Origin of the sequence: Streptomyces sp. NPDC005181, from assembly GCF_040608395.1 — a bacterium.
In the GTDB taxonomy this organism is placed as follows: domain Bacteria; phylum Actinomycetota; class Actinomycetes; order Streptomycetales; family Streptomycetaceae; genus Streptomyces.
The window spans coordinates 23,628-35,858 of record NZ_JBEXID010000044.1; the positions used below are offsets into that span (position 1 = coordinate 23,628).

9 protein-coding genes are annotated in these 12,231 nt (G+C 70.5%); 1 reads left to right on the plus strand and 8 read right to left on the minus strand.

From position 1 onward, the window contains the following. Positions 1-58 precede the first annotated feature (58 nt). On the plus strand, positions 59-658 hold the full coding sequence (locus ABZV38_RS25165) for a MarR family transcriptional regulator (protein WP_356330455.1): 600 nt from the start codon (positions 59-61) through the stop codon (positions 656-658). 73 nt (positions 659-731) lie between these two features. On the opposite strand, the gene ABZV38_RS25170 is transcribed toward ABZV38_RS25165, so the two are convergent. The 8 genes from ABZV38_RS25170 to eccE form a co-directional block, all read right to left on the minus strand. Continuing rightward, a complete protein-coding gene (locus ABZV38_RS25170; protein ID WP_356330457.1) occupies positions 732-1,727 on the minus strand; it encodes an ABC transporter ATP-binding protein in 996 nt (331 codons plus the stop codon). Beyond that, a complete protein-coding gene (locus tag ABZV38_RS25175; protein WP_356330459.1) occupies positions 1,724-2,752 on the minus strand; it encodes an ABC transporter ATP-binding protein in 1,029 nt (342 codons plus the stop codon). The genes ABZV38_RS25170 and ABZV38_RS25175 overlap by 4 nt, the downstream gene beginning before the upstream one ends. Continuing rightward, positions 2,749-3,684 (minus strand): ABC transporter permease, encoded by a 936-nt coding sequence (locus ABZV38_RS25180; RefSeq protein WP_356330460.1) that lies wholly within the window; start codon positions 3,682-3,684, stop codon positions 2,749-2,751. Before ABZV38_RS25180 ends, ABZV38_RS25175 begins: the two co-directional genes overlap by 4 nt. After that, the gene (locus ABZV38_RS25185) at positions 3,681-4,763 is read right to left on the minus strand and encodes an ABC transporter permease (RefSeq protein ID WP_356330462.1); all 1,083 of its coding nucleotides are present in this window, start codon (positions 4,761-4,763) and stop codon (positions 3,681-3,683) included. The genes ABZV38_RS25180 and ABZV38_RS25185 overlap by 4 nt, the downstream gene beginning before the upstream one ends. Positions 4,764-4,859: 96 nt before the next feature. Then, positions 4,860-6,740 (minus strand): ABC transporter substrate-binding protein, encoded by a 1,881-nt coding sequence (locus ABZV38_RS25190; protein WP_356330464.1) that lies wholly within the window; start codon positions 6,738-6,740, stop codon positions 4,860-4,862. A 197-nt stretch (positions 6,741-6,937) separates the two neighbouring features. Beyond that, the gene (locus ABZV38_RS25195) at positions 6,938-9,679 is read right to left on the minus strand and encodes an SCO5717 family growth-regulating ATPase (protein ID WP_356330466.1); all 2,742 of its coding nucleotides are present in this window, start codon (positions 9,677-9,679) and stop codon (positions 6,938-6,940) included. Between the two features lie 335 nt (positions 9,680-10,014). Further along, complete coding sequence (locus tag ABZV38_RS25200; protein WP_356330468.1) at positions 10,015-10,737, minus strand: hypothetical protein; 723 nt, start codon at positions 10,735-10,737, stop codon at positions 10,015-10,017. Next, positions 10,737-12,101 (minus strand): type VII secretion protein EccE, encoded by a 1,365-nt coding sequence (gene eccE, locus ABZV38_RS25205; RefSeq protein ID WP_356330469.1) that lies wholly within the window; start codon positions 12,099-12,101, stop codon positions 10,737-10,739. The genes ABZV38_RS25200 and eccE overlap by 1 nt, the downstream gene beginning before the upstream one ends. Positions 12,102-12,231: the final 130 nt, after the last annotated feature.

Below are 12,231 nucleotides of genomic sequence, written 5' to 3' on the forward strand. Positions count from 1 at the left end.
GCTCCACTCCCGGAAGGAGGCGCGGGGTCCCGGCGCCGGCGCCGTCCTCCCACCGCACATGACTCGTAGAGCTTCCAGCAGTCCCGACGCGGTCGACCTCATTCTGGGGCAGTGGAAGCGGGAGCTGCCCGGTCTCGACGCCTCCCCGATGGAGGTGCTCGGCCGGCTCCACCGCAGCTTCCTGCGCTACCAGGGACTGCTGTCCGACCTCTTCGACTGCTTCGACCTGAACATGGCGTCCTTCGATGTCCTCGCGACTCTGCGCAGGTCAGGACCACCCTACCGGCGGACCGCCGGTGAACTCGCCGACATATCGCTGGTCACCACCGGCGGCATCACACTGCGTCTGGACCGGCTGGAGAAGGCCGGCCTGGTGACCCGGGAGCGCGATCCCGGCGACCGCAGGGTCGTGTACGCGCGGCTCACCGACCGGGGAATCGAGATCGCCGATGTGGTCGCGGTCGCGCACTTCGCCAACGAGGAGCGGATGCTGGCCGAGCTGACCGGGGCCGAGCGGCGTCAGCTGAGCCGGCTCCTCGGCAAGCTGGAACGCTCCCTGGAGACGGCGGAACGGACGCCGCCCGACCCCGGGACGGTCACCGGGGCCGGGCGGCCGGACAGGGCAGAAAGCCACCGGCGGTCAGTGTCTGAGCGCTGAGGCATTGATCGGGGCGGGGCCGCGTCCGGCCCGGAGCGATCGGCCGGACGCCCGGCCGACCGGGGCCACTTCCCTACGACTGCACGCCCACCACCGCATGCGCCCAGTGGCACGCCACCTGCGTCTCCCCGCCCCCCGCGAGCAACGGAAGATCCTGCGTACGGCACGCGTCCGCCACCCCTGCCCGCTCCGCCTCGCCCGAGGCGAGGATCTGGCAGCGCGCGTGGAAGCGGCAGCCGGACGGCACCTTCGACGGGTCCGGCGGTTCACCCGTGAGGATCACCGGATCGCCCTCGGCCTCCGGCAGCACCGACAGCAGTGCCTTGGTGTACGGATGCTGCGGTGCCGTCAGGATCTGCTCGACCTCGCCCGTCTCGACGATCCGGCCGAGATACATCACCGCGACCCGGTCGGCGATGTTCCACGCCAGACCGAGGTCGTGCGTGACCACCAGCGCCGACAGGCCCAGTTCATCCCTCAGCCGCAGCAGCAGGGCCAGGATCTCGCCGCGCACCGACGCGTCCAGTGAGGCCACCGGCTCGTCGGCCACGATGAGTTCCGGTTCCAGGACGAGTGCGCCCGCGATCACGATGCGCTGGCGCTGGCCGCCCGACAGCTCGTGCGGGTAGCGCAGGAAGAACCGCTCGGGGGGCCGCAGCCCGGCCCGCGACAGGGCCTCCGCGACGGCGGCCCGTTCGTCCCCCGCGTAGCCGTGGATCCGCAGGCCCTCCGCCACCGCCTCGTACACCGTGTGCCGCGGGTTGAGCGAGCCGCTGGGGTCCTGGAGCACCAGCTGCACCCGCTTGCGGTACGCCTTCAGTGCGCGGCCCGCGTAGTCGAGCGGCTTGCCGTCGAAGGTGACCGCCCCGGACGTCGGAGGAACCAGCCCCAGCAGGGAGCGTGCCAGCGTCGTCTTGCCGCACCCGGACTCGCCGACCAGGGCGACGATCTCGCCGGGCCGGATGTCCAGGTCGACGCCGTCCACCGCGCGCGCCGCGGCCGCACCGCGCCGGCCGGGGAAGGTGACCTTCAGTCCCTCCGCGCTGAGCAGGGGAGTGGTGGTGGTCATGATGTACTCCTTGCTTCCTCGGCGCCCTGCCCCAGCGAGGCCGCGGCCGCCTCCGGCTCCACCAGCACGCAGGCTGCCCGCCGTGCCGCGCCGGCGTCCCGCAGCTCCTGGTCCTGCGTGGTGCAGGAGTCCAGTGCCACCGGACAGCGCGGGTGGAACGTGCAGCCGGCCGGCAGCGCCGACGGGTCCGGCGGGTCACCGGGCAGCCCGCGGGGCGCGAACCGGGAGGACCGGTCGCCGATCCGGGGGAAGGCGCCCGACAGGGCCTTGCTGTACGGGTGTTGCGCGCTCTCGAAGACCGCGGCGGCGGGTCCCTCCTCCACGACCCGGCCCGCGTACATCACCGCGAGCCGGTCGCAGGTGTCCGCGAGCACCGCCAGGTCATGGCTGATCATGATCAGGCCGAGGTCCTGCTCGGACACCAGCTGTTCGATCAGCCGAAGGATCTGGGCCTGGATCATCACATCGAGGGCCGTCGTCGGCTCGTCCGCGATGATCAGGCCCGGGTCGCAGGCGAGCGCCATCGCGATCATCACGCGCTGCCGCTGCCCGCCGGAGAGTTCGTGCGGATACGCGTCCGCACGCGCGGCCGGCAGCCCGACCTGCTCCAGGAGTTCGCCGACCTTCCGCTTGGCCCCGGACGGGGTCGCCTTCTTGTGCAGGAGGATCGGCTCGGCGATCTGGTCCCCGATGCGGTGCACGGCGTTGAGCGAGTGCATCGCGCCCTGGAACACGATCGAGGCACCTGCCCAGCGCACGGCCCTGACCTGACCCCACTTCATGGTGAGGACGTCCTCGCCGTTCAGCAGGATCTCGCCGGTGACCTTCGTCCGGGCCGGCAGCAGTCGCAGCAGCGCGAGCGCCAGCGTCGACTTGCCGCACCCGGACTCACCGGCGATGCCGAGCTTCTGGCCCGCGTCGACCGTGAGGTTGACGCCCCGGACCGCCTGCGCTCCGCCGGCGTACGTCACCGAGAGGTCGCGTACCTCCAGCAGGGGGGTCTTCTGTGTGCTCGGTGTACTCAACGGGCCACCCCCAGCTTGGGATTGAGGACGGACTCGATGGCACGCCCGCACAGTGTGAACGACAGCGCCACCAGGGCGATGGCGATGCCGGGCGGTGCCAGGTACCACCAGTCGCCGGCGCTCACGGCGCCCGCCTCGCGCGCGTCCTGAAGCATGCCGCCCCAGGAGGTGATGGTCGGGTCGCCGAGGCCGAGGAAGGCGAGCGTGGCCTCGGTGAGAATCGCGCTGGAGATCACGAGCGTGGTCTGCGCGAGCACCAGCGGCATCACGTTCGGCAGGACGTGACGGGCCATGATGTGCCCGTGGCCGCCGCCCAGGGCGCGGGCGCGCTCGATATAGGGACGGGACTCCACGGCGAGCGTCTGGGCGCGGACCAGACGGGCCGTGGTCGGCCAGGTCGTCACGCCGATGGCAAGGATGACCGTCCAGAGGGAGCGGTCCATCACCGTGGCGAGCGCGATCGCGAGAACGAGGGTCGGCATCACCAGGAACCAGTCGGTGACGCGCATCAGAACCGTCGAGTACCAGCCGTGGAAGTGGCCCGCGACGATCCCGACGACCGTACCGATCGCCACGCACAGGAACGCGGCGAGCATTCCCACCGTGAGCGAGACACGCGCACCCCACACCAGCAGTGCCAGGACGCTGCGTCCGAACTGGTCCGTACCGAGCGGGAATTCTCCGCTGGGTGATTCGAGGGCGCCGCCCGGTGCGGCGGTGACGCTCTGGGAGTCGGCGCCGACCAGTGTGGGCGCGAACACCGCGATCAGCGCGATCAGGATCAGCCCGGCCAGCCCCCACAGGCCGCCCCGGTGTGTCCGGTACTCCCGCCAGAAGCGGGCCAGGGACTGGCGTTTACGGGCCCGGGCCAGGGCGCGCGGGTTCTTGGTCACGCCCGCTTCGTTCTGCACGGGCAACGGTTCGGTCGTCATCGGCCCACCCGGGGATCGAGCAGCGGATACAGCACGTCGGCGAGGGTGTTCGCCAGGATCACCGCGGTGGCGAAGACGAAGAACAGTCCTTGGACGAGAGGAAGGTCGGGCACGCTCAGCCCCTGGTAGAAGAGACCGCCGAGGCCCGGCCAGGAGAACACCGTCTCGACCAGGATCTGGCCCGCCACCACATGCCCGAGGTTCACGAACATCAGGGTGAACGTCGGCAGCATCGCGTTCGGGACGGCGTGCTTGCGTCGTACGACATCGTCACGGAGCCCCTTGGCGCGGGCCGTCGTCAGATAGTCGCTGCCCATTTCGTCGAGGAGCGAGGAACGCATCACGAGCAGCGTCTGCGCATAGCCGACCGCGACCAGTGTGATCACGGGAAGCACCAGGTGATGGGCGACATCGAGGACGTAGGCGAAGCCTGTCTCGCCGCCCGACTCCAGGCCGCCCGTCGGGAACATGCCGGGGATCGGGCCGATGCCCACCGAGAAGACAATGATCAGGAGCAGACCCAGCCAGAACGACGGCACCGAGTAGAGCGTGAGCGCGAACGCAGTGTTGAAGCGGTCGCTGCGGGACCCGTTGCGCCAGGCGGTACGGGTCCCGAGCCAGATGCCGAGCGCCGTGTAGAGGACGTACGCCGTGCCGGTGAGCAGAAGTGTCGCCGGGAGCGCCTCGGTGATCTTGTCGATGACGGGGGTGTGGAACTGGAACGAGGTACCGAAGTCCCCGGTCAGCGCATCACCCACGTAGCTCGTGAACTGCTTCCAGAGCGGCTGGTCGAGGCCGAACTGGTGTCTGAGCGACTGGAGCTGCTCGGCGGAGACGCGGCGGCCGCCGGTCATCTGCTTCACGGGGTCGCTGGGGATGAGCCGGAAGAGGAAGAAGCTGGTGACCAGAACGGCGAACAGGGAGATGACCGCTCCCGCGATCTTTGCCGCCACGTACTGGAGATAGGCCTTGGTGTTGCGCGCCCGTGCGTCGCGGGCGACCGACGGGCCGGCCGGAGCCAGGCCGTCGGTGTCCGCATCCGCGTTCTGCACGAGCGCCGGAGTGCTGTCAGCTGTCATGGGGAACTCTCGTTACTCGTGCTGCACTTGGAGGGACCGGCCGGGGGACGCGATGCCGTGGCCCCCCTGCCGGTCCCTCTCATCCCGTTCGCGTGATTATTCGCGTTCCTCCGCCGTGCTGCGGCGGCGCCGCGCGAGGAGGAACCCGCCACCGGCGACCACCACCACGGCGACGACGATGCCGATGACGACACCGGTGGAGCTGCCACCGCTGTCACCGACCGAGCCGTTCTTGCCGTCGGCGGCCACCGGAACGGCCGACCACCAACTCCAGTACCCGTCCTGGCCGTAGATGTTGCCGGCCGACTCGGGCATGGTGGTGATGGACTTGATCTGGTCGGTGCGGTACGCCTCGACCGCGTTCGGGTACGCGATGATGTTCATGTACCCGGAGTCGTACATCCACGACTCCATCTGCTTGACGATGTCCGCCCGCTTGGCCGGGTCATACTCGGCGAGCTGCTTCTTGTACAGCTCGTCGTACGTCTTGTCGCAGATGAAGTTGTCCGTGGCCGCGCTCTCCTTGGCCTTGCCGGGCAGGGCCGCGCAGGTGTGGATGCCCAGGACGAAGTCCGGGTCCGGGTTGACGGACCAGCCGTCGAAGGCGAGGTCGTACTCACCGGCGTACCAGGGCACCGAGACGTCGTCGCGGCAGTCGACCTTCAGGCCGATGCCGAGCTTGCCCCACCACTCCTTGAGGTACTTGCCGATCGCCTTGTCGTTCGGGTCCGTGGCGTGGCACAGGATGCGCAGGTCGAGCGGCTTGCCGTCCTTGCCGACGCGCTGGTCGCCCTTGAGCTTGTACCCCGCCTGGTCGAGGAGCCGGCCCGCCCGGTCGGGGTCGTACGACAGCTTCTGGCTGTCGGACGGCTGCCAGAAGTAGTCCGAGAAGCGCGGCGGAATGTAACCCTGGCCCTCGACGGCGTGGCCCTGGAAGACCTTGTCGATGATGGTCTTGCGGTCGATCGACAGGAAGAGCGCCTGGCGGACCTTCTGGTCGAGCAGGGCCTTGTTGCCGTCGCCGAACTTCTTGCCGTCCTTGGTCTGCGCGCCCGGGTTGGTGGCCAGCGCGAAGAAGCGGCGGCCCGGACCCTCGTTGACCTTGATGTTCTTGTCGCCCTTGAGGGACGCGGCCTGGGCAGGCGTGAGCGCGGGGGCGCCCGCGACGAACGAGACCTCACCCTTGCGCAGGGCGGCGACCGCGGCGTCCTGGTCCTTGTACGTCTTGAAGACCAGCTCGTCGAACTTGGGCGCGCCGCGCCAGAAGCTCTTGTTGGCCTTGAGCTTCACATACTGGTCGACCTTGTAGTCGGTCAGGATGTACGGCCCGTTGCCCACGATCGGGAACGAGGTGTCGTTGTTGAACTTCGAGAAGTCCCCGACCTTCTCCCAGACATGCTTCGGCACGATCGGCACATCGAGGGCGGCCATGGTGGCCTGAGGCTGCTTCAGCTCGATGACCAGCTCCTCCGGGCTGGGCGCCGTCACCTTCTTGAAGTTCGCGACGAAGCTGCCGTTCGCAGTGGCGGCGCCGTCGTCGGTCATCATCTTGTTGAAGGTCCACGCCGCGTCCTCGGCGGTGGCCTGCTGCCCGTCCGACCACTTGGAGTTGGACCGTATGGTGTACGTCCAGGTCAGCTTGTCGGCGGACGGCTCCCACTTGGTGGCGAGCCCAGGGATCGTGTGGTTGTCCTTGGCGTCGTAGTTGGTGAGGAAGTCGTACATGAGCCGGTGCACGCTGGTGCTCATCAGCCGCTGAGCGAGGAACGGGCTCAGCGAGTCGACACTCTGCGCGACTGCGACGGTCAGCGTCGTCTTGCCGCTGTCGGCGGCCTGCGCCTGCTGCGGGGCGGCGCCGAGGGGCATCCCGGGGACGATCGATCCGGCCGCCAACGCGAGGGCGGCGGCACCGGATGCCAGGAGGATACGCATACGTGAGCGTGGCTGAGCGGAGGGTGGTGGGACTCTTGTGACCATGGACAGGGACCTCGCGTCATGACTCGCACGGAGAAGGCGGGTTGATCTCTGGTTCGCCAGTTGGTGAAGCGAAGGTTTATCAGCGCTGGTCGAGTCGCGTCAACGGTGTCCCAAACGGCGTGTGGGCTGCAGGAATGCACAGAGGGCCCGCACCGTCGGGACGGTGCGGGCCCTCATTGGTTTAGACCTCTGATGCCTTACTGCTGAGGCGCTGACGGCGGCTGCGGAGGGTGCTGTTGCCAGCCGGCGGGCGGGACGGGACCTTGCAGTTCGGGGTGGTCCTGCTGTCCCGGCAACCCGGGCTGACCGCCGTGCTGCTGCGGTGATGGCGGGCCCGCCGGGCTCGCCGCGGACTGGGCCTGGGACGGCAGCGACTGCTGCCAGCCGTTCTGTTGCACGCCGGGACCGGGGTGCGGGGGATGCGGCTGCTGTCCCCCGTACGGCTGATGGGGCGGGTAGGGCTGCTGCGGTTGCTGAGGCGGATACGGCTGCCCCGGCTGCTGCGGCACGTACGGCTGCTGACCGGGCATCTGGTGTCCGGGCATCGGCGGGGCGAACTGCGGCGGCGGGTTGTTGCCGTCCGACGTCCACAGCCCCTGCTGCTGCTGGGCGCGCGCGAAGTCCTCGGCGACCATCGCGGAGAGGTTGAAGTACGCCTCGCGGGTCTTCGGACGCATCATGTCCAGGTCGACCTCGGCGCCGGCCGACAGATGCTCGTCGAACGGTACGACGATCACGCCCCGGCAGCGCGTCTCGAAGTGCTGCACGATGTCATCGACCTTGATCATCTTTCCGGTCTCGCGGACGCCGGAGATGACCGTGAGCGAGCGCTGCACCAGATCCGCGTACCCGTGCGCCGACAGCCAGTCCAGCGTCGTGGAGGCGCTGGAGGCACCGTCGACCGACGGCGTCGAGATGATGATCAACTGGTCGGCGAGGTCCAGCACTCCGCGCATCGCGCTGTAGAGCAGACCGGTACCCGAGTCGGTGAGGATGATCGGGTACTGCTTGCCGAGGACATCGATCGCGCGCCGGTAGTCCTCGTCGTTGAAGGCCGTCGAGACCGCCGGGTCCACGTCGTTGGCGATGATCTCCAGACCGGAGGGCGCCTGCGAGGTGAAGCGGCGGATGTCCATGTACGAGTTGAGGTACGGGATCGCCTGGACCAGGTCACGGATGGTGGCCCCGGTCTCGCGGCGCACGCGGCGGCCGAGCGTACCGGCGTCCGGGTTGGCGTCGATGGCGAGGATCTTGTCCTGGCGTTCGGTGGCCAGAGTCGCGCCGAGCGCGGTGGTCGTCGTGGTCTTGCCGACACCGCCCTTGAGGCTGATGACCGCGATCCGGTAGCAGGACAGCACGGGCGTACGGATCAGGTCGAGCTTGCGCTGCCGCTCGACCTCCTCCTTCTTGCTGCCCAGTTTGAAGCGGGACGCGGCGGACGGCGTACGGCTGCTCTTGGCCTTCTGCTTGCCCCGGACCAGACGGTCGGAGGACAGCTCCACGGCCGCCGTGTAACCGAGGGGCGCGCCGGGCACGGAACGCTCGCGCTGGTCATGGGTGACCGGGGTGGGCCAGGCCGCACCGGTGCGCGGGTCGACGGGGGGTGCCTGCGGCGGATGCTGTTGCGGGTGTTGCGGGTGTTGCTGGTGGGCAGGCGGCTGCGGCGCGACCGGCGCGGGCAGGTTGGGTGCGCCCTGGACCGGTGGCTGGGGTGCCTGGGGCGGCTGCGGGGCGCTCTGCTGTGCGGGCCACTGCGGGGCCTGCGGTACCTGAGGCGGTTGGGGGAACCCGTATGCGCCCTGTGCCTGCACGGGCGGCGCAGGGGGAGCGGGCTGCTGCGGGATCTGCGGTGGCAGCGGCACTCCCTGGACCGGTGCCTGCGGCTGCGGCGGAAATCCGTAACCGTTCTGTGGCGCCGGGGCGTTCTGCTGGGCGGGCACCTGAGGCATGTGCGGTGGCTGGGGGACGTGCGGCGGCTGCGCGGCGTTCGGGAATCCATAACCGCCGTGCGCCTGGTTCGCCTGAGCGGGACCCGTTGCAGGCCACTGCGGCGCGGGCTGGGGCGCGTTGGGCTGCGGCGCGGCGGGCTGGAAGGCGGGCGGCAGCGGCGGCAGACCGCCCTGCGCGGGCGGTGCCGGGGTCCAAGGGGCCGGCGCGGCGGCCGGCGGGGCGTCCTGCGGCGCCGCATCGGAAATGGCGTCCGAGGGCGCAGGGCCGACAGGCTCGTCCGCGTCGGCCGGAACGTCGGCCGGAGCCTCGTCCGTAACGGAGTCACTGACCGGATCCGTATCGCCGTTGTCGTGGCCGGTCTCCACGTCGGAAGGCTGTACGGAGTCGGATCCGGTGGCCGCGCCCGTTTCCGCAGCGCCGCCGTCACCGTCACGATCACCGGCACCGGCTGCCGCCGGAGCAGCTGTCGCGGCCGCAGTCGCGGCCGCAGCGGCGTCCGAGGCCGCCGCCTCCCGCTCCGCGATCTCCCGCTTCAGCGCGGCCGGCGAGAACCGCATGGTCGCGCCGCTCTCCACGTCTCCACCTCCGAACGGATCCGGCGCGCCGCTCGCCTCCCCCGCCCCGTGCGCGGGGGAGGAAGAGGAATCGGCGGCAGCGGCAGCGGCAGGGGGCGTCGGCTCCACCGGTGCCGCCGGCGGTGCGGGCGCGGGTGCGGGCGCGGGTGCGGGCGGCGCCGGAGTCCAGGTGGGCTCGAAGCCGCCCCCGGCCGGCAGCCCGGGCACGGACACCGGCGCCCCGTTGGGCGGCGGAGGTGGCGCCAGGTGCGATCCGGCCCCGCCCGACGAGTCCCCGGACGCGTTCTGCGTGTACCAGGCGGGCGGGGTGTAGTCGATGGTGAACTCACCCGTCATCTCGGCGGGCTCCGCGTCGGACGACTCGTCGACGGGCCTGCTCCAGCCCTCTCGGATTTCGTCCCGATCGCCGTTCACTTTGCCTCCTGGTGTGGTCGAGCACCCTTGTGCCGTGGTGGGTGGGGGCGACCGTTCCCGTATTCCGAACCGCCCGGCTCTCCCCCTTGGGACGCGCATTGCCTGCCCGCAGGTTCTTCTCCCGCGCCCCCACCCACCCTAATCGCCATCGGGCCCCCTCCGGCAGGCCGTAAGGCACCGCAAGAGCTGTCCAGTACGTCACCCGCAGCCCCCAAGTGAACCGAGTGCGGCAGAGTATGAAGGGAGAAGCGCTCAAACTCGCACATCTGCAGACGGATATGTGAACATTCTGTGCGACTCGTCCGAGCCGGTACGTACCTCGCGCATGCGAGGAGTCAGTCCATTCGCCGTGCGCCGCCCAGCAGTCCGGTCTCCGCATCGGTGGCCTGCGTCATCACGAACTGCCGGTCCCGTTCGGTGCACCAGAGGGTGACTCCGTCCGCCAGCGTCGACAGTGCCTGCGTCTCGACCGACGAAAGGTGAGTGATTCGCCCGATCTGCGCGGCTTCATCGGGAGATACCCGCTGAATGCCCACCAGGGATGCCTTCTTCATCAACCCGGGCGCCACCGGACTCAAATACGGCAGCAGTGTCACCACCGACTGCCAGGGCCCGGAGACCACTCGCCCGCGCGGCGGCCGCATCCCGCAGTCCCGCACCACGACCACCGGGCTGCCTGCCGAGGCGCCCTGCGGTGGCACCCGCCCCACGTCGTGCAGCGACATGCACGGCTGGCCGCCCCCGGCCGCCTGCGCAAGCGCCGTCCAGGCGTGGGCCCGGCCGGTCTCCACGACGATCCGGGCGCCGGTCGCGGCCGCCCGCAGGGCCAGCACCTGCGCCGTCCACAGCCCGCCGATCAGCGCGACGTCGTACGGCGTCGGCCGGTTGATGCCGAGCACGGCGGGCCGTCCCTCGGCGTCCACGCCGATCACCATCCCGTCGTCGCCGACCGGAAGGGCCATCGAGGCCAGCTGCTCGACGGAGACCGTGTGCCGGCTGCGACGCGGTCCGATCAGTCCGAAGCCCAGCCGGGCGCGGGCACTGGTGGGCACGGACATCAGCGGGTACCCCCGAGCGGCAGCGTGGCGAGCACACCGGGCAGCTGCTCGCGGTCGAGCCGCACCAGCGACGTCTTCACACCGCGCGCGGTGCGCTCCAACTCGTGGCGGGCGACGAGTAGTTCCTCGTCACTGCGTCCGGTTATCCGGACATGGCCGGCGATCGAGACCTCCTGCCGGTCGCCGTGTCCCAGTGTCAGGCTGAAGGTCGTGGCGAGTGCCGGGAGCGAGGTGAGCAGCGCGACCAGCTGCGGCATCGACGCCCCGCCACCGCTCGACGTTCCGCCGAACTGCGGCCAGCGGCCCACCCAGTAGGTGGTGTGCCACCGGTCGTCGCAGCGCCAGGTCCGCGCGGTCTCCTCGGTGCGCCGCGCCGGCGTGTGAGCCCGCCCCGCCTGCTCCATCGCCGACGGGCTGACGCAGACCGAGGTCGCGATCGCCGACGTCAACTCCTGCTCGGTCAGCACCGTCGCGCGGAAGCCTGCCCCTGTCAGTGTGCTGGCCAGCTGATCGGCAGCACGTACGAGACACTTCTGCGCCCCCACGATCCCGCCGCCGCGCGCCTGCACGGCCTCCGGGCACAGCTCCGGGTCCAGCTTGAGCGCGATCCAGGTGATCCGGACCGCGGGCGATCCCGTCCGGGCCTGCAGCGGTGCGTAGTTGCGCGTCGCGACGGACTGCGGGGGCAGATGCGGGGCGGGTGCGGGCTGTGTGTGCTGCACGATCTGCGCCGACTCCATGCGGATGCCGTCGACGTCGAGCGCATCCCGGACCAGGGCCAGCGGCAGTGGCTGTGCGGTCCGGTCGGGCCGCAGCGCCGTGGCATCCGACTCGATCTGCAGTACGGCCGTGAGGAACGTACCGTCGCCGATCATTCCGACCGGCCGCCGGTCACGGTCGCTGAACGAGTACGTGCGCAGCGCCGGGTCGCACTCGACGGCGGGCGCGATCCCCGGCTCCGTACCCGCGGGCAGCACCAGCGATGCGGCCCTGCGGTTACGCGCACGCAGCGCGATCGCGGTGCCCAGCCACTCGGGCAGCGAACGGCGGTGCCTGCGGAGGACGGCGAGCAGCACCAGCACAGTGGCGACCGCGCCGGCCGGAACCAGCAGCAGAGGCTCGACCACCCAGGCCACGAGCAGCAGTGCGGCCGCGATCTCGATCAGTACGAGTTGTTGCAATCGGAACGAACCGAAGCGTCCGGGGCGTCCGTTCAGCCGCGGGGCGGCCTGTCCGCCGGGGCCGGAGGAGCCGCGCGCCGGGCCGAGGGACGGGTGCGGGGAGGGCGCCGCTCCGGTGGGCGGGCGAGCTGCGGAGGGCGGTGCGTTCCCGGCCGGACGTGTCCGCGTCGCGGAAGACATCATTCCGGCATTCCCCCGTTCATAAGGCCCCCGTTTTGACCCGATCACCCCTGTCCCGCCGGGGGCTTTGGCGGCTGGATCACCCTACCCGCCCCGCAACCGCCCGGGGGCAGCAGGCATAGTAGGGGCCTGT